Genomic DNA, 18050 nt, shown 5'->3' with positions numbered 1-18050 from the left:
TCCCCTCCCCCTCCCCCGCTCCCCGTTATCCCCGGGTCGGTGCCGGTAGACTCCCCGGCGCTTATTCCATAGAATGAGCCCCGACCCGTTCCCCCAAGGCGCGTTCGATGGCTCCAGGCAGAAATCGGCTCGTCCGCATCGTCGTCGTCCTCGTGGTGGTCGCCGTCCTGGCGCGCCGCAACCGGGGGAGCCGAGAGGCCGAGCGTGTGGATTCGGCGCTCCCGACCGACACCGCGCGCTATGCCGCGCAGGTCCAGGAGGGGCTCGGCGCCTCGGTCGCGATCCTGCTCGACCAGTCGGGCTCGATGGAGGACCCACCGGCCAGCGGGGGAAAGCGTCCGAAGTACCTGCTGGCGCGCGAGGCGCTGACCAAGGTGCTGGCGCAGACCGACTCGTTCGTGGCGCGGCAGCCGGGCTTCACGGTCAACGTGGGACTCTACACCTTTGATAGCGATGTGCTGACGGTCCTGCCCATCGCCCCGTACGATCGCGCGGGGCTCGAGCGCGCGCTGGCGCAGCTGCCGGTTCCCGATGGCAACACCGCGATCGGCCGGGCGATGGAGCGTGCGACGGCGGACCTGTACCGCGCTGGAACCATTCGGAAGTATCTCCTCGTAGTAACCGACGGCGAGAACACCGCGGGCCGCGACCCGGGCGAGGTGGCGCGCGAGATCGCGCGACGCAGCGAGGGCGCCGTTCGTCTCTTCCTGGTGGCCTTTGACGTGGATGCCGAGAAGTTCGCTTTCGTCCCGGCGGTGCGCGGGACGGTGATCGAGGCGCGCGACGCGGTAGCGTTGCGCGCCGGACTCGACACGCTCTACCGCGGCCGCATCCTCGCCGAGGCGGTCGACGCCGGCGAGACGCTCCCCGCGAGCAGCGCCGACAGCAGCACTCGCCCGGGGGCCGCCCCGACGACTTCCCCCAAACGGTAACGCCCCATGATCATCGGCAAGTTCTTCACCGCCATCGGTGCCTTCTTCAACAAGATCGCCAACGCCCTGTGGGAGGCGGATCCACACGCCATCTTGCAGCTGGAGGTGGACCGGGCGACGGAGCAGATCCAGGTGGCGCGGCAGGGGCTCGAGCGCTACCGCGGGCTGGTGGAGCGCGTGAGCATGCAGGTGGCCGCCGAGAAGCAGAACGTGCAGCGGCTCGAGGGGCAGATCCGCGCCCACCTGCAGGCGGGCAACCGCGAAATGGCCGGGCAGCTGGCGGTGCAGCTGCAGCAGGTCAAGAACGACTTGGCCAACAACGAGCAGCAGCTCGTGTTGCACACGGAGGCCTACAACAACAACCTCCTCAAGCTGCAGCAGGGGCAGAAGGACATCGTCGCGCTGCGCCAGAAGGCGCAGAAGCTCAAGGCCGAGCTGGAGATGGCCAAGGCCGAGGCGGAGATTGCCCGCGTCGCCGAGGCGGTGTCGGAGTCGGCGCTCCCCAACTTCAGCACCAAGGTGGGGCAGGCGACCGAGTTGATGCAGGAGCAGATCGCCAAGCACCGCGGCGAGGCGCGCGTGGCGGCCGACATGTCGTCGCGCGGCGTGGAGGAGATCAAGGCACAGCAGGCGGCCGAGGCGGCGATGGGCGAGAACCTGCTGCGGCAGTTCGAAGTGGAGATGGGGTTGGTGAACGCCGAGTCGGCGCCGCAAGCCGCGCCGCAGAAGACGCTGGGCCCCTCGCAGACACAGTAGATTGCAGCTGCCGCGTCGCGCCCCGGCCGTGGGATCGCCGGTGGCGCGCGCGAGTGGCGCACCGCATCCCCTCGATAGCACTCCGTCCGTTCAGAGGATTTCTCGATGACCAACAACAGTGGCGGCCCGAAGCCGGCGTTTTACCTCGTCATGTTCGCCCTCATCGCCGGCCTGATCGGCTATGGGGTGATGCGCTTCAAGGACAAGGCGGGACTCGGCGACCAGGTCACGATCAACCCGGGCGACCTGGGCAAGGGGGTCGAGGCGCCTGACGACGCGTCGCTCACGACGTACAAGGAATACGACAAGCTCAAGTTCCAGGAAGCCGGCCGGATGCCCGAGGTGAAGGGCGTCTCCAACTACGAGCCGCTGGTCGACAACACGATCGTCTTCTCGCTCAACGTGTGGGCCGGGTGGGCGCCGATCATCCTCGCCAACAACGGCTTCGAGCCGGGGAAGGTGTGGACGGGGCCGAACGGGAAGACGTTCAAGGTCAAGCTCACGCTCATCGACGACCCCGTCGCCATGCGTGACGCCTACGCCGCCGGCAAGGTGCACGTCGGCTGGGCCACGGTCGACATGCTCCCGCTCTTCCTCGAGCAGCTCAAGCGCGATTCGCGCACGATGCCGCGCGTGTACCAGCAGATCGACTACTCGTTCGGCGGTGACGGCATCGTCTGCCGCGAGGCGATCAAGACGGTGCGCGACATCAAGGGAAAGACGATCGTGCTCGCGCAGAACTCGCCGTCGCACTACTTCGCCCTCAACACGATCATCTCCGGCGGGCTGCAGCCGGGTGACGTGGAGTGGAAGTTCACCGCCGACGCCTTCCAGGCGGCCGCGGCCTTCAATGCCGACAAGCGCATCGCCTGCGCCGTGTCGTGGTCGCCCGACATCTACAACCTGGCCAAGGCGGCCGGCAACAAGATGCTGGTCAACACGCAGACGGCCAACAAGCTGATTGCCGACACCTGGTTCCTGCGCGCCGACGTCGCCAAGGATCACCCGTACGTGGCCGAAGGGCTGATGCGCGGGATCTTCGACGCGATGATCCAGCTGGGGACCGAGAGCGGGAAGGCCGAGGCGGCCAAGCTCATGGCCAAGGGCTACTCGCTCCCCGAGGCCGACGCGCTGGCGATGCTGGCCGACGCGCACAACACGAATGTTGCCGAAAACCGCGACTTCTTCCTCAACGCCAACAACCCGGCCAACTTCCAGCGCACCTTCGAGACGGCGTACTTCCTCTATCGCAAGGTAGGGGCGCTGTCGGGCGACGCGGTGGCGTGGGACGACCTCTTCGACGGCACCCCGCTGCTCAAGCTGGCGAAGGACCCCAAGTACGCCGGACAGAAGAACGAGTACGCCATCCAGTTTGTCCCGACGACGGCGATGTCGGTGCAGGCCGAGAGCGACGAGATCCTCACCAAGGCGGTGGTGATCCAGTTCTTCCCCAACTCCGACTCGCTGTTCAAGAAGGTGTCGAAGAGCGTGAACGGGAAGACGGCGGATGAGTTGTACGATCCCAACGTGAACAACGTCGTCGAGGAAGTGGGGCGCCTGGCCGGGCAGTATGGCGCGGCCCGCATCGTCATCGAGGGGCACACCGACGGCTCCATGCGTAGCTCGGGGGTGGTGACGGCCGCCGATGTGCAGGAGCTGTCGCTGCGCCGTGCCAACGCGGTGAAGGAGGCGATCGTGCGCAAGTTCAGCACGCTCGACCCCAACCAGTTTGCCACCGCCGGGATCGGGTGGGATCGACCCGCCGATGCCGCCGACCCCAACAACCACGCCCGCAACCGGCGCGTGGAGGTCAAGGTGTACCCGCTGGAGCAGAAGTAGGCGATGGGGCCTTCCCCGCTCTTCGCCCTTCGCGCGGTCCCCTCGCTGCCGGTACGTCAGGCGGCGGGGGGATTCGCGATCCTGATCGTCTTCTTCATCTGGTTCGTCCTCACCAGCGGCGCCACCCCCGAGGCGCGCGTCATCTCGCCCTCGGTCTTCCCCAGCCCGGGTGAGGTGCTGCGCGGCTTTCCCTCGTTGGTGAGCGAGCGCAACCTCATCGGCGGCATCGCCGCCTCGCTCAACCGCGTCTTCCTCGGCTTCGGCCTCGCCCTCCTGGTGGCCATCCCGCTGGGGATCCTGGCCGGCTCGTTCCGCATCTTCGGCGCCGCCGCGCAGCCCATCTCGCTCTTCGGGCGCACGATCCCGGTCGCCGCACTCCTCCCGCTGTCGCTCCAGATGTTCGGCATCGGCGAGCTGCAGAAGATCATGTTCATCTTCCTCGCCACGGCGCCGTTCGTCTTCCATGACACGGCGCGCGCCATCGCCAGCGTCGAGGACCGCTACGTCGACACCGCCCGCACGTTAGGCGCCACGTCGTCGCACGTGATGACCAAGGTGCTCATCGCCCTCGCCCTCCCCGACATCTATTCGATCATCCGGACGATGTTCGGCATCGCCTTCGGCTACATCATGCTGGCCGAGGTGGTCGACGCGCGGGCCGGGCTCGGCTACATCATGCTGCAGAGCCAGCGACGCGGGATGCCCGAGCACCTCGTGGGGACGCTCTTCGTGATCTCGGCGCTGGCCTTCGGCATCGACGCGCTCTTCAAGTTCTTCCAGCGCGGCTTCTTCCCGTACCGCCAGGGCCATGACTAGCAGCCCCGCGACGCCGCCAGCTGCACCCACGCCGACCGCGACCCCGCCGGTGGTCGAGTTCAAGCAGGTCACCAAGACCTACGACACCGGCCACACCGCCATCAAGGACGTCACCTTCCGCGTCGACGACGTCCCGGGGCACATGGAGATCGTCGGGATCCTCGGCCCCTCGGGGTGCGGCAAGTCGACCGTGCTGCGCCTCATCGCCGGACTTTCCCCCCAGCACCCCGCCACCAGCGGCACGGTGGAGGTCATGGGACGCGCCGTCTCCGAGCCGGGGGCCGACCGCGGCTTCGTCTTCCAGGACTACACGTCGTTCGACAACCGCACGGTCGAGGAGAACATCGCCTTCGGCCTCGAGTGCCGCGGCATGGGGAGCGCCGAGCGGCTCGACATGGCCCGCGGCTGGATCGAGAAGGTCGGGCTCGACGTCAAGCGCGACGCCACCAAGTATCCGCACGAACTCTCCGGCGGGATGCGGCAGCGCGTGGCCCTCGCGCGCACCCTCATCCTCAAGCCGCGCGTCATCCTGATGGACGAGCCGTTCGGCGCGCTCGACCCCAAGACGCGCTACGCCATGCAGGACCAGCTCGTCGCCCTCTCCCGCGAGGTGCAAGCGACGGTCTTCCTCGTGACGCACTCCATCGAGGAGGCCGTCTACGTCGGCGACCGGATCTTCATCTTCTCCAACGCCCCCGGCACGATCCTCAAGGAAATGCACGTTCCCGCCCCGGTGCGCCCCGCGCGCGTGATGCAGCGGGAGCCGGAGTTCCTCGACATCGTCTTCGAGGTGCGCGACATCGTCGAAGGACTCGAGATGTCCAATCGCGCCGGTACGTGACCACTCTCTCCCACCATGGCTGAACCCACGCGCGGCGGATTCCTCAAGTACGTGGCCCGCGCCTTCGGGCAGCGCTGGAACATCGGGCTGCTCGGCATCGCCGCGGCCTTCGCCGCGCTGTCGCCGTTCCCCGACGCGCTCCTCCCCATCGTCGTCGGGCTGGAAGGGGCGTACCTGCTCGGCATGGTGAGCCGCCCGCGCTTCCGCGACTACGTGGACGCGCAGGACGCCGCCGTCGCACGCGAGGCCAACGCCGAGACGGCGGTGGACCTCTTCACGCAGCTGCGCAATCGCCTGAGCCTCGGCGACCGGCAACGCTTCGAGAAGGTCGTCACCCGCTGCGAGGACATGCGCCGGCTCGCGCGCACGGTGCGCGCCGGGCGTCCGGCCGACGATAGCGCGCGCGAGGCGGCGCTCAACAAGCTCCTCTTCTTCTACCTGCGCCTGCTCGTCGCCCGCCGCTCGCTGGAGCAGTTCCTCTCGCACAGCAACAAGTACGAGCTGCAGCAGCAACGCGACGAGCTGGGGGCGCGCCTCGCCGAGGCCGAGAAGGCGGCGACGCAGCCCGGAGGCGACGCGCGCGTCGTCTCGTCGCTCCGCGACACCGTCCGCGACCTCGACACGCGCATCACGAACCTGGACAAGGGCGAGAAGGACGCCGAGTTCGTGGAGCTCGAGCTCACGCGCATCGAGGGCAAGGTGCACGCCCTGGCCGAGAGCGCGATCACCAGCCAGGACCCCGGCGACCTGAGCGCGCAAGTCACCGCCTTCACCGAGACGTTGCAGCTGTCGCAGGACGTGGCCTCGCAGATGATCTCCCTCGAGGACCTCGAACTCGCCTCCGCCGAGGCGCCCCCCATCCTGGGGAGCGCGCGCGTCGCCACCGAGCGCCAGCGCTGACCACGCGATGACCCAACCAGCCGATACGACCGCCAGCACCAGCGGCGCCACCCCGGGCGACGCGAGCCGCACCGCCGCCGTCACCCCTGCCATCCCCGAGTGGTACCCGGGCTGGGCCAGGCAGCTGGCGGGGGCCTACTTCGCCGGGAGCGCCTCGGTCTTCGTGCTGCACGGCAACACGTTCGACGACGTGCGGCTCGACGGCGGCGACGCTCCCGCCTACGGCCCCGCGGCGACCTTCCTCGCCGAGCAGCTGTTCGGGAGCTGGGACATCGTCCTGCACTACGACGTCGGTCGCGGCATTCGCCCGTTTGCCGGTCGCGACCCGCAGCGGCTGCGCGAGATGTCGCCGCGCACCGCCGAAATCTTCGGGACCAACCTCGACAAGTCGCGCGTGGTGGAGCCGCAGGCCGTCTTTGCGGCGCTCGATCGTTTCCTCATCCAGCAGCTGCACTCCCCAGCCGACGCTCGGCGCAAGGTCGCCCTCGTCATCGACCACGCCTCGTTTGCCTTCCCCTCGGCCGAACCCGGCTCGCTCTCGCTCAGCGCCTCGTCGGCGGCGGTGACAGCGCTCAACTGGGCGGCGGCGGCCAGCGTGCGGCGCATCGACTTCGCCTGCGTCCTCATCGAGGAGCGGCGCGCCAACCTGCAGGGGCGCATCTCGCAGAACCCGCACGTCGTCACCCTCGACGTCCCGCTCCCCTCGCTCGACGATCGCACGCGCTACATCTCGGCGCTCGTCGGCGATCGCACCCGGGTCTTCGAGGATGGACTGAGCGCCGCTGACTACGCACGGGAAACCGCGGGGCTCGCGCTCAACGACCTGGCGCCGCCGCTGCGTGCCGCGCTCGATGGCCAGGCGCGGCTCGACCAGGCCGCCTTCAAGAAGCTCAAGAAGACGCTGATCGAACGGCAGTGCCACGGGTTGCTGGAGTTCGTGGAGCCCAAGTTCACCCTGGATGACGTGGTGGGGCTCGACGCCGCCAAGCGCACGCTGCGCGAGGACGCCAAGCTGCTGCGTGCTGGTCGCCGCGCACTCGCCCCGATGGGCTACCTCATCTGCGGACCGGTGGGAACGGGGAAGACCTTCCTCGTGATGGCCGCCGCCGGCGAGATGGGGATGCCGTGCGTGACGCTCAAGAACTTCCGCTCCAAGTACGTGGGCGAGACCGAGGCCAACCTCGAGCACGTGTTGTCGGTGCTGCGCGCCATGGGGCCGGTGATGGTCATCATCGACGAGGCCGACGCGATGCTCGGCGATCGCGAGTCGGAGGGGGACGGCGGCGTCTCGAGCCGCGTCTTCGGGATGATCGCGCACCAGATGGGGAACACCGCCTATCGCGGGCAGATCGTCTGGGTCCTCATGACCGCGCGCCCCGACCTGCTCCCGATCGACCTCAAGCGCCAGGGGCGCGCCGAGGTGCACATCCCGCTCTTCTATCCCGACAGCGCCGACGAGTTGCGGCTGATGCTCAAGGTGATGGCGAAGAAGATCGGCGTGCCGCTGGAGGACGATGCGACGTCGGCGGAGCTGGCGATTCCGCATGTTGGGCAGCTCTCGGGTGCCGACATCGAGGGGGTCATCACGCGCGCCGCTCGTCAGGCGGGGATCGCTGGCGACACGGCGATCTCGCGGCAGCGGCTGGAGGCGGCGCTCGCCGACTTCATCCCGTCGGCGCAGTCGCTGGAGAAGCGGTTGCAGGTGGCGGCGGCGATTTTGGAGTGCACCGACACCGCCTTCCTCCCCGCGGCGTTGCGCGGCGCCGACCGGGCCGCGCTGCAGTCGGAGATGGCGAGCATCAAGGCGAGCCTGCGCTTCTCGTAGCCGGGGCGCGCGGCGCACACGCGCGAGGATCCGCGCGCCACGGGAGTGGCGCGTGCCGGGCCCGGACTAGAACCGGTAGGTCAGCGCTAACATCGTCTGCATGTTGCGCTGGAAGCCGCCGGTCTCGCGGTAGGTCGACGCCATGAGGTAGAGGGAGCGTCCGATGCCGACGTCGGCGTCGGCCCCCCACCAGGTCGTGCTGCTGTTGGAGAGTTCGGTGTTGGCGCGCGTGTCGGTGCGCCGCCCGCCGTTCACCTCGACGCGCAGCGATCCGATGGGGCGCATCTCGATCGACGCCGCGCTCAGGTCGCCCGAGGAGAAGACGCCGGTGTAGCGCGTGGTGCGGAGCTGCGCCCCCAGCTGCAACGGCGAGATGCGCGTGACGTGCACCGATCCCGTGTACGAGTCGGCGGTCCCCGCCGTCCCCCCGCGGCTCGTGCGCATGTCGGCATTGAGGCGCAGGTGGCCCAGCACGTAGAGCGAGGCGCCTCCCCACGTCCCCTGCCGGAACGTATCGTCGAAGGCGATCTCGGGGTTCAGGAAGTCGCGATACAGGCGCACCGAGCGCCGGTTGTCGTAGCCACCGAACAGCGTGAAGGCGTCGTTGGGGGAGATGCGCACCATGGCGAAGGTCGACGTCGGCGTTGCCCCTGCCGACTCGACGTCCGACTTCCACCCGCGGTTGACGTCGATCTCCTGCGCGGTGTACAGCGAGAAGTAGCGGTTGTTGAACGTCCCCTGCAGGTAGCCGAACTCGCGGTCGATCTTCCCGCCGGAGTACGAGCCGATCCCGCCTGCGGTCATCGCCCACGTCCCGGTCGCTGCCGTCGCGTTGGAGACGTTGGGGGCGTTGTGCCATTGCACGTAGGCCCCGTGCTCGCGCACGTCGCCGGAATAGCCGAACGAGCGCGGGTCGGGCTGGCTCCCCGAGAATCCCCCAACGCTGAAATGCCGGCGATCGTGGTCGATCGAGAGGCCATCGAAGAGCCCGACCGGCGAGAGGGCGCCCGAGAACTGCCGCCCGAGCGCCATGCGCGTCCCGGAATTCACCGGGTTCCACAGGAGCGCCGTCTGGTAGGCGCGCGTGGAGTTGCTCAGCGACGTCCCTGAGGTACGGGAGTAGTTCTGCCGATACGCGCGCACGTCGACCATGAGGCCGAAGGGCGTGCCGTTGATGTGATGGCCGTCCAGCCGGATGTCGAACGCCGGCTGCGTGAGCGTGGAAGAGACCCCGCCTCCATCCTGCTGCATCACGAGGTAGCGCACGCCGAAGCGACCACGGATGGGGCGTGAGGCGGGGCGTGACGCCGTGCGGGCGCGGGCGCTGTCGGTCGTGGGCATCGCCCGCTCGACCTGGGCCATCACGGCGCGCACGGGGGTGAAGCGCGCCGAGTCGCCCACCTCGATCGGGAGCGTCGACGTCGTCACCGAACACGACGACCGCGTCGACGACACGTAGGCCACCAGCAGTTCGGCGATGACCCGGTTGCCGCGGAAGACCTCGAGGCGGCTCCCTTCCTTGAGCCCGGCGCGCGTGCCGGCGTCGAGGTAGACCGAGGGGCCGCTGATGTATGTGACGTTGGCCCACCCGGCGCGCTCCTGCGCGGCGGAGGGATTCGGCGTGCTCGCGGCGACGGTGCGCGGCGGAGCGCTGGCGGTGGCGCGCGGCACTGCGCTGGCGGCGGGGCGCGCGGGCGCACTCGTGTTCGTGCTGCTGGCGGTCGCGGGCGCGGCGCGTGGCGGCGTCACTGCAGCCGTCGAAGCCTTCGGCGCCGCGGTCGGCGGCGTAGTCGGCGCAGCGTTAGGCGCCGCGGCCGGCGGCGTTGTCGGCGCCGCGACCGGTGCCGCGGCCAGCGCAGCGTTAGGCGTCGACGATGCCGAGCGAGCCGGCACGGCCACGGGGGCCGCACCCTGGTCGACCTTGGCGGCCGTGACAGGCGCTGCCGCCAATGCCGGCGGCGATGTCGGCCTGGCCGGGCGCGCCGATCCCTTGAGGTTCACCGCGGCCAGGCGCCGAGCGGGCGCCACCGAGCGCGCCATGGGTCGCACCGCGAGCCTTCGCACCACCGGCGCGATCCACTCGGCGCGCGACGACAGCGCCAGCGCGCGCCGCGGCTCCGGCTTGCGCGCGAACACCGTGGGTGCGGGAGGGGGCGGTGGCGCCTTGCTCCCCGCCTGCGCGAGGGCAGGCACCGGCGCGAGCGCGACGCCGAGCGCCAGCACCCCGCCGCGCCATCCACGTCCGCAGGCGCGCCAGCGCTCAAGCATCAATTCCCCCGCGGGTGGCAGGAGTAGCACTTCGCACTGTTGTACTGGTAGCCGTTCTCGCCCCTGTGGTCGGCGTCGACCTTGGTCTTGTTGCTGTGTTCGTGGCACAGGATGCACTCGAACTGCTTGTAGTTCGACGGCTGCTGGTGGCAATCAGCGCAGGTGTTCCATTCACCGCGGTGATTCCCGCTGTAGATCGGGAAGTACGGCCCGTCGTGGTTGAACGTCGCCCCCAGCCACGTGTTGTAGCCGGTGTGGCACGTCTGGCAGGTGGTGGGGAAGCCCGCGGTGGAGTGCTTGGGGTTGGTGGTGTTGTTGTAGTCAGTCTGGTGACACGACACGCAGGTCGTGGGCTTGTTGTTGTAGACCCGGTCCGCGTGGCAGTCGATGCAGCGCGCCGTGAGGTGCTTGCCGCTCAGCGGGAACGACGTCTGCGTGGTGTGATTGTACGGCGCGCCAGGCCACTGCGTGGTGGTGTGGCAGGTGGCGCACAGGGTGGTGAAGCCCGCCGCCGCGTGATGCGGGTTCGTGCTGTTGTTGTACACCGCCTGGTGGCACGACGCACACGCCGTCGGCTTCCCCTTGTACACGCCGTCGGAGTGGCAGTCGAGGCAGGTCGCCGTCAGGTGCGCGCCGGTGAGCGGGAAGAGCGTGTTGTTATGGTTGAAGACCGCGCCCAGCCAGCTGTTGGCGTTGGTGTGACACGTCTGACAGGTCGTCCCGAACCCTGAGGTCGAGTGCTTCGGGTTGGTCGTGTTGTTGTAGTCGGTCTGGTGACACGACACGCACGTCGTCGGCTTGTTGTTGTAGACCTTGTCGCTGTGGCAGTCGATGCACTTGGCCGCCAGGTGCTTGCCGGCCAGCGGGAACGACGTCGCGCTGTGGTTGTACGGCGCGCCAGGCCACTGCGTGGTGGTGTGGCACGACGCGCACAGCGTGTTGAAGCCGGCGGCCGCGTGGTGCGGGTTGGTCGCGGTGTTGTACTCCGACTGGTGACACGAGGCGCACGCCGTCGGCTTCCCCTTGTACACGCCGTCGGAGTGGCAATCGAGACAGGTGGCCGTCAGGTGCGACCCGGTGAGCGGGAAGAGCGTGTTGTTGTGGTTGAAGACGGCGCCCAGCCAGCTGTTGGCGTTGGTGTGGCACGTCTGACACGTCGTCCCGAACCCTGAGGTCGAGTGCTTCGGGTTGGTCGTGTTGTTGTAGTCCGTCTGGTGGCACGACACGCACGTCGTTGGCTTGTTGTTGTAGACCTTGTCCGCGTGGCAGTCGATGCACTTGGCCGCCAGGTGCTTGCCCGCCAGCGGGAACGACGTCGCGCTGTGATTGTACGGCGCCCCGGGCCACTGCGTCGTGGTATGGCACGAGGCGCACAGCGTGTTGAAGCCGGCGGCCGCGTGGTGCGGGTTGGTCGCGGTGTTGTACTCCGACTGGTGACACGAGGCGCACGCCGTCGGCTTCCCCTTGTACACGCCATCGGAGTGGCAGTCGAGACAGGTGGCCGTCAGGTGCGACCCGGTGAGCGGGAAGAGGGTGTTGTTATGGTTGAAGACCGCGCCCAGCCAGGTGTTGGCGTTGGTGTGACACGTCTGGCACGTCGTCCCGAACCCTGAGGTCGAGTGCTTCGGGTTGGTCGTGTTGTTGTAGTCGGTCTGGTGGCACGAGACGCAGGTCGTGGGCTTGTTGTTGTAGACCTTGTCCGCGTGGCAGTCGATGCACTTGGCCGCCAGGTGCTTGCCGGCCAGCGGGAACGACGTCTGCGTGTTGTGATTGTACGGCGCGCCGGGCCACTGCACCGTGGTATGGCACGACGCGCACAGCGTGGTGAAGCCGGCGGCGGCGTGGTGCGGGTTGGTCGCCGCGTTGAAGTCCGTCTGGTGACACGACGCGCACGCGGTCGGCTTCCCCTTGAAGACGTTGTCGGCGTGACAGCCTGCGCACGTGGTGGCCAGGTGCGCCCCCGTGAGCGGGAAGAGCGTCTTGCTGTGATCGAAGGCGCCCCCCTTCCACGACACGTTGTTGTGACACGTCTGGCACGTCGTCGGGAGCCCCGCGCTCTTGTGCGGCGGGGTCAGGGCGCCGTTGTAGTCGGCCAGGTGGCACGAGACGCACGTGGTCGGCTTCCCGTTGTAGACCCCGTCGGCGTGGCAATCATTGCAGCTGGCCGTCAGGTGGCCGCCGTTGATCGGGAAGCTGGTGGTGTTGTGGTCGAACTTGCCGCCGGTCCAGGTGGCCGTTGTGTGACAGCTCGCGCAGACGGTGGTGAAACCGGACGCCGCATGCGGCGGGTTCTTCGAGCCGCCGTAGTCGGGCTGGTGGCACCCGACGCAGGTGGTCGGCGTCCCCTTGAAGACGCCATTGCGATGGCAATCGGCGCAGATCGCGGTCTTGTGCGCCCCGGTCAGGGCAAACGCGGTCGCATTGTGGTCGAACGCCGCACCGAGCCACGTCGACGTCGTGTGGCACGTCTCGCACGTTCCGGGAAAGCCCGACGACGCGTGCGGCGGATTCTTCGACTGCGTGAAGTCCGACTGGTGGCACGACAGGCACGTCGTCGGCTTCCCCTTGTACACGCCGTCCGAGTGGCAGTTGTTGCAGGTGGCGACGATATGCTTGCCCGTGAGCGGGAAGCGCGTGGTGCTGTGGTTGAACACGCCGCCGGTCCACTTGATGGTCGAGTGGCACGTCTCGCAGGTGCTCGGGAAGCCCGAGGCGGCATGCGGCGGCGTCGTCGTTGCGCTGAAGTCGGTCTGGTGGCACGACACGCACTGCTTCGAGCGACCCTTGAAAACGCCATCCGAGTGGCAATCACTGCACACGCGGTTGGAATGCCCGTTGGTCAGCTGGAAGCCGGTCGTCGTGTGGTCGAAGGCCGCCCCCGCCCACTGCTGCGTCCCGTGGCAGTTGGAGCACGTCTTCGAGAAGCCGGTCTTGAGGTGCGGCGGGTTGGTCGTCGCGTCGTACTTCGCCTGGTGACACGAAGCGCAGGCCATCGACTTGCCGACGTAGACCTTGTCGTTGTGGCAATCGAGGCAGGTGGCCGCCTTGTGTCCCCCGGTGAGGGCGAAGCGCGTCTTGTTGTGGTCGAACGGCGCCCCCAGCCACGCCACCGCGTTCTTGTGGCACGACTCGCAGAGCGTGGTGAAGCCGGCCGCCGCGTGCGGCGGGGCACTCGTGGCGTCGTAGGCCGGACGATGGCACGACACGCACGCCTGCGACTTCCCCTTGTAGACAAAGTCGGCGTGGCACGACTGGCACACGGCCGTCGCGTGCTTCCCCGCCAGCGCGAAGCGCGTGGTGTTGTGGTCGAACTTCGCCCCCTTCCAGCCCGCCATCGTATGGCACGTCAGGCAGGACTCACTGAAGCCTGCGGCCGGATGCTTGGGGGTCGTCGTCTCCTGGAAGTCGGACTGGTGGCAGCTGATGCAGCTGGTCGGCTTCCCCTTGAACACCTTGTCGGCGTGGCACTCGGCGCACGTGGTCGCCTTGTGCGCCCCCAGCAGCGGGAACTGTGTCAGGTCGTGATCGAACTTGGCCCCCTTCCACTCGGCCGTCGTGTGGCAGTCGGCGCAGAGCGTGGGGAAGCCACTGGAGTGCGGCGGGTTGAGCGCGCGCTGATAGTCCTTCGTGTGGCACGACACGCACGCCATCGGCTTGTCGTGGTACACCTTGTCGGCGTGACACGAGGCGCAAGTGCGCCCCGCATGCCCGAGCGTCAGCGGGAAGCGCGTCTTGGAGTGGTCGAAGGTCGCGTTGTCCCACGAGATGAGCGTGTGGCAGGACGAGCAGTTCTGGGAGAACGCCGCCGCCTGGTGGTCGGGCGACTTGACGGCCCGCATCGTGGCGGCATGGCATCCGATGCACGTCGCCGGACGATTGACGAATTGCAGCTGCCCGTTCCGGGCCGGCGTGTGGCAGGACTCGCACGACACGGTCGCGTGCCCCCCGCGCAGCGGGAAGCGCCCCGTCTGGTGCACCTGCGCCATCTGCGCGCGGTCGTTGAACGTCCGCGCGGTGTGGCACCGCGCGCATTGTGTCCCGAACTCGCCCTTGTGCACGTCCTGGTGGCACGAGGCGCACGTGGCCGGGGCCTCCGAGAAGTCGAGCGACACGTGGCACGACTTGCAGGTCGCCTTGGTGTGTGCCCCTTCGAGCGGGAACGTCTTGGGCGCGTGTTCGAAGCCCGGCGCGATCACCGCGGGCTTCCACCCCTCGGCCTTGTGGCAGGCACTGCACGTCCCCTGCACCGAGAGTCCATGCGGGTTGTCCGTGCGCTGTGCGTGCAGCGCCACCGGCAAGAGCCCCAGGACCAGGCCGAGGAGGAAGGTCAGTCGGCGCATCAGCGGTTCCGTGCCTGTCGTTCACGTGGACGCGTGGTGTGACAGCTCTCGCACGCCGATGACAGCGGGCGATAGGTCACGCGCGTTGTTCCTGCCGGGGCGCCGACGACCGGCTCCCGCTTGTGGCACCCTTCGCACGCCACCGTCGCGTGCGCCCCCTTGAGCGAGAACGCCGACTTCTCGTGGTCGAACCGCGGGGCCGGGACGAATCCCTCCACGCCGTGGCACGAGGCACAGTCGTCGCCCCCCTTGCGGCTGGCGAACTGCGTCCCGTGCGGTGTCTCGTGACAGGTGGCGCAGACGCGGTTCGTCGTGGTGAACGGGAGCGACGCCCCGGCGGCGCGCATCGCCGCAGAGTTGGCCGCGGCGACCAGCGTCGACGTCGCCCCCTTGCCCGGCTTCGGCGTCATCTCGGCGTGGCAGGCCAGGCAGGGGACGGCGCGGTGCGCCCCCTCGAGCGCGAGCGCGTACGTCGCATGCGTCGACACGTCCACGCGCGACGGCCGGAAGCTGTCGGCGCCATGGCAGCTGCGGCACGTGCCGTCGCCGGCGGCGCCCCCCGCCTTGCTGTATCGCCCGCCGTGCGGATCCACGTGGCACGAGACGCACGACGGATCGACACCGGCCAGCTTGACCTTCCCCTTCCCTAACGAGGCCAGCGTCGCCGCGGGCCATGCCGGGAGCCCCGGGCGCGTCGCCCCATGGCACGCCGCACAGGTGATGGTGGCGTGCTTTCCCTCCAGCGCCAGGCGCAGCGTGGCGTGCGCCTCGCGGCTGTAGGTACTCGGCGCAAAGCCGGCCACCGCGTGGCACGTCTCGCAGGTGGAGGACGGGACACTCGCGACGTTGGCCACGCCGTGCACGTCCTCGTGACAGTCCGCGCACTTGGCCGACGCCATGCGCAGGCGCACGACCTTGGGGCTGCGCGCCAGCGAGGTGGTCGCCGCGGCGGGGGCCGAAGCCGTTGTCGGTGACACCGTGCGCGCCGTGTGGCAGGCGGCGCACTTCACGACTTGGTGCTTCCCCTCGAGCGCGTACGACGTCTGGCGATGCTGCGCCACCGTGTAGGTCGCCGGTGCAAAGCCCTCGACCTTGTGGCAGGAGGCGCAGTCCGTCGCCTTGCCGCCTAACGTCCCCTCGCCGTTGTGCGAGTCGGCGTGACAGGAGGCGCAGGTGGCGTAGGGGACGTTCTTCCGCGACATGTCCTTGCCGTGGCAATCGGCGCACGGGACGGCCGCGTGGTCGCCCTTGAGCGGGTAGCGCGTGAGCGCGTGGTTGAACTCGCGCTTGTCGATGACGTCGAACCCCTTGGTGGAGTGACACTCGCTGCACTTGGTCGAGAGGCGCCCCTTGTGCGGGTCCTCATGGCAGCTCGAGCACTCCTTGTACGGCACCGGCTTGAAGAGCGGGATGCGCTCCCCCTTCTCGTTCGCCTTCGTCTTGAGGCGCGGCGTCAGGTGGCACTTGTTGCACGCCACGTCGACGTGCTCACCGTCGAGCTGGTAGTCGGCCTTGTCGTGGTCGAACTTGGGCGCCTTGTCCCACGCCTTGGTGTCGTGGCACGACTCGCATGTGGCAGCCAGTTCACCGTCGTGCACGTCGTCGGTCTTATGGCAGGAGATGCAGTTCTGCTCCAGCCCCACCCACCCCGCGTTCGACTTGCGCGTCGAGAGCGTCGCCGCCTGCCCCACGCGGTACTTGGTGGCGTGGCACGTCTCGCACTTGGTCTCCAGGTGCGCGCCATCGAGCGCCCACCCCGCCTTGCGGTGGTCGAACTTGTTCGGCGCCCCTTCGACCCACTCCACCATCTTGAAGTCGGCGCCCGCGTGGTCGGGGTGGCACGACGCGCATTCCTTCTTCCCCACGCGCGCCTCGCGCGCGTGAAGCCCGCGCTTCTGCTGCACGAGCCACCCGATCTCCTTGTGGCACTGCAGGCAGAGCTGCGTCATCGGCGAGTTGGAGCCCTTGAGCCCATGGCACTTGGCGCAGTTGGCTGCCCCCTCGAGCGTGGCGTGCGGCTTGGCCAGCGCCCCCGGGGAGATCTGCGCCGCCAGCCTCGACGGGAACACGGCAAGAATGCTCACGGTCATTGTGCAGACCGTGAGCAGTGCGCCGTACCGAAGGCGTCGTGCGAGGGGCGAGCCATCCGGCATCCGCTCGGGCTCAGTAGAACCAGGTCGCGCCGACCGCCACGACGACCACGACGTGAACGACCACCGCCACCAGCGCCGTGAGCGCAAACGGCTTGTGCGCGATGTGCCAGTACCGGAAGACGCGATGCGTGGCGTCCAGCATGCGCAGCTGCTGGGAGAGCGCGATCTCGCGATCGGCCAGCGTGAGCGATCGCTTCAGCGCCGCCGCCGGGATGAAGCGCCCGCCGTCCAGCTGCTGGAAGCGGCGCTTCAGCTCGCGCATGCGGCGCCAGCGATTCAGGTCGTTCGTCATCAGGTCGCGCAGCACCTGCCACACGCCGGCCTTCTCGTTGGTGGGCGACGACACGTCCAGCGTCTCCTCCACCTTGCGGGGGTCGATCCCCGTCATGTCGGCGATCTCGTCGACCAGGCGATTGCGCTCGGCCACCGCGTCGTCGCGCGAGAGTTCGGCCCCCGACCTGGCGCGCGGGATCCGGGTGTAGAGGTAGCGTCCCACCACCCCGGAAGCGCAGACGATCAGCATCGCGCCGAAGCCGATCCCGATCACCCCGTCCGAGCGCCAGGCGGCATGAATCGTCAGCAGCAACGGCAACCCCAGCGCCGTGGTGACGTGCACGTCGAGCCACTTGCCGATCGTCCCCGTGAACGCGAGCGACCGGTACTTCTTGCGAAACGGATACAGCCAGAGAAAGGCGAAGATCAGGAACGCGACGATCCCCGCCGTCTGCCCCACCGTCCCCGACGGGCGCAGGAGCTTGTGCAGCGGGTCACGAACGCGCGCGGCCTGTGAACTGAAGTAGTAGGGAGCACCGACCAGGTTGATCGCCAGCAATGTGACGACGATCACCATCGTGGCGATGTTCGACCCCGCCTTGGTCTTGGTGGCCGGTGCGGCCGGCGCGGGGGGCGCCTTTCGCGGCCCCGCAGGGAGCTCGCGGAGCGGGTGCGGTGTCGGGTGACTCGGCGCGGGGAGGGGAACAACGCGCGCCAGGTTGTCCTGGTTCATTCGCAAACGGGCGGAGGGCACGGACTCCAGATGACGGTCGGCGTTCGATGGGTGACCGATCCACGGAGGGCCAATCGATCAATCACAGGCTACGGGCCAGTGTCGCCAGAATCGGCAGCTTTCTCTGTGCGCTGCGTCGCAAAACGTGTTGCATCTGGCGGTTTGTGAATGGGTTACGCAGGAGAATGACGGACATGCCTGACGAGTCGTCACGCCCTTTCATCTGGGGTTCACGCGAGGTTCATGAACGACGCCAAAGTGCGACGCACCACACAAACAAAGCGCGCCGCCCATCGCGTGGCGGCGCGCCTCTTCGTCTGCTCGTCCCCAGTGCTCGTCCCCCTCGCTCGAGAGGGTCGGCTTCCCCTCCTCCG

General features: G+C 68.6%; 11 protein-coding genes. 7 read left to right on the top strand and 4 right to left on the bottom strand.

The genetic code is table 11. From position 1 onward, the window contains the following. Window positions 1-107: 107 nt before the first annotated feature. The 7 genes from IPN47_08325 (at window position 108) to IPN47_08295 (ending at window position 7909) form a co-directional block, all read left to right on the top strand. Complete coding sequence (locus IPN47_08325; GenBank protein MBK9408038.1) at window positions 108-932, top strand: VWA domain-containing protein; 825 nt, start codon at window positions 108-110, stop codon at window positions 930-932. Between the two features lie 6 nt (window positions 933-938). Further along, entirely contained in the window at window positions 939-1688 is a 750-nt protein-coding gene (locus tag IPN47_08320; protein ID MBK9408037.1) for a PspA/IM30 family protein, read from the top strand. A 105-nt stretch (window positions 1689-1793) separates the two neighbouring features. Next, window positions 1794-3527 (top strand): OmpA family protein, encoded by a 1734-nt coding sequence (locus IPN47_08315; protein ID MBK9408036.1) that lies wholly within the window; start codon window positions 1794-1796, stop codon window positions 3525-3527. A 3-nt stretch (window positions 3528-3530) separates the two neighbouring features. Beyond that, window positions 3531-4343 (top strand): ABC transporter permease subunit, encoded by an 813-nt coding sequence (locus IPN47_08310; GenBank protein MBK9408035.1) that lies wholly within the window; start codon window positions 3531-3533, stop codon window positions 4341-4343. Continuing rightward, complete coding sequence (locus tag IPN47_08305; protein ID MBK9408034.1) at window positions 4336-5184, top strand: ABC transporter ATP-binding protein; 849 nt, start codon at window positions 4336-4338, stop codon at window positions 5182-5184. Before IPN47_08310 ends, IPN47_08305 begins: the two co-directional genes overlap by 8 nt. Before the next feature lie 15 nt (window positions 5185-5199). Then, on the top strand, window positions 5200-6084 hold the full coding sequence (locus tag IPN47_08300) for a hypothetical protein (protein MBK9408033.1): 885 nt from the start codon (window positions 5200-5202) through the stop codon (window positions 6082-6084). Between the two features lie 7 nt (window positions 6085-6091). After that, window positions 6092-7909, top strand: coding sequence for an ATP-binding protein (locus IPN47_08295; protein MBK9408032.1), 1818 nt, complete (start codon window positions 6092-6094; stop codon window positions 7907-7909). A gap of 66 nt (window positions 7910-7975) precedes the next feature. Here IPN47_08295 and IPN47_08290 read toward each other — a convergent pair whose 3' ends face one another. The 4 genes from IPN47_08290 to IPN47_08275 all read right to left on the bottom strand — a co-directional run bounded on the left by IPN47_08290 (window position 7976) and on the right by IPN47_08275 (window position 17676). Then, window positions 7976-10177, bottom strand: coding sequence for a hypothetical protein (locus tag IPN47_08290; GenBank protein ID MBK9408031.1), 2202 nt, complete (start codon window positions 10175-10177; stop codon window positions 7976-7978). Next, window positions 10177-14517 carry a hypothetical protein gene (locus IPN47_08285; GenBank protein MBK9408030.1) on the bottom strand — a complete coding sequence of 1447 codons (4341 nt, stop codon included), beginning with the start codon at window positions 14515-14517 and terminating at the stop codon, window positions 10177-10179. Before IPN47_08285 ends, IPN47_08290 begins: the two co-directional genes overlap by 1 nt. Continuing rightward, the gene (locus IPN47_08280) at window positions 14517-16601 is read right to left on the bottom strand and encodes a hypothetical protein (protein ID MBK9408029.1); all 2085 of its coding nucleotides are present in this window, start codon (window positions 16599-16601) and stop codon (window positions 14517-14519) included. The genes IPN47_08285 and IPN47_08280 overlap by 1 nt, the downstream gene beginning before the upstream one ends. Window positions 16602-16680: 79 nt before the next feature. Beyond that, window positions 16681-17676, bottom strand: coding sequence for a hypothetical protein (locus IPN47_08275; protein MBK9408028.1), 996 nt, complete (start codon window positions 17674-17676; stop codon window positions 16681-16683). Window positions 17677-18050 lie beyond the last annotated feature (374 nt).

This window comes from Gemmatimonadota bacterium (genome assembly GCA_016719105.1).
Lineage (GTDB): Bacteria > Gemmatimonadota > Gemmatimonadetes > Gemmatimonadales > Gemmatimonadaceae > SCN-70-22.
This window is presented reverse-complemented; position numbering and strand designations above follow the sequence as displayed.

Excerpts from the sequence above, each read along its gene's own strand:
- IPN47_08325 (MBK9408038.1), top strand. The coding sequence starts at position 108 with ATGGCTCCAGGCAGAAATCGGCTCGTCCGCATCGTCGTCGTCCTCGTG.
- IPN47_08320 (MBK9408037.1), top strand. The coding sequence starts at position 939 with ATGATCATCGGCAAGTTCTTCACCGCCATCGGTGCCTTCTTCAACAAG.
- IPN47_08315 (MBK9408036.1), top strand. The coding sequence starts at position 1,794 with ATGACCAACAACAGTGGCGGCCCGAAGCCGGCGTTTTACCTCGTCATG.
- IPN47_08310 (MBK9408035.1), top strand. The coding sequence starts at position 3,531 with ATGGGGCCTTCCCCGCTCTTCGCCCTTCGCGCGGTCCCCTCGCTGCCG.
- IPN47_08305 (MBK9408034.1), top strand. The coding sequence starts at position 4,336 with ATGACTAGCAGCCCCGCGACGCCGCCAGCTGCACCCACGCCGACCGCG.
- IPN47_08300 (MBK9408033.1), top strand. The coding sequence starts at position 5,200 with ATGGCTGAACCCACGCGCGGCGGATTCCTCAAGTACGTGGCCCGCGCC.
- IPN47_08295 (MBK9408032.1), top strand. The coding sequence starts at position 6,092 with ATGACCCAACCAGCCGATACGACCGCCAGCACCAGCGGCGCCACCCCG.
- IPN47_08290 (MBK9408031.1), bottom strand. The coding sequence starts at position 10,177 with ATGCTTGAGCGCTGGCGCGCCTGCGGACGTGGATGGCGCGGCGGGGTG.
- IPN47_08285 (MBK9408030.1), bottom strand. The coding sequence starts at position 14,517 with ATGCGCCGACTGACCTTCCTCCTCGGCCTGGTCCTGGGGCTCTTGCCG.
- IPN47_08275 (MBK9408028.1), bottom strand. The coding sequence starts at position 17,676 with ATGAACCAGGACAACCTGGCGCGCGTTGTTCCCCTCCCCGCGCCGAGT.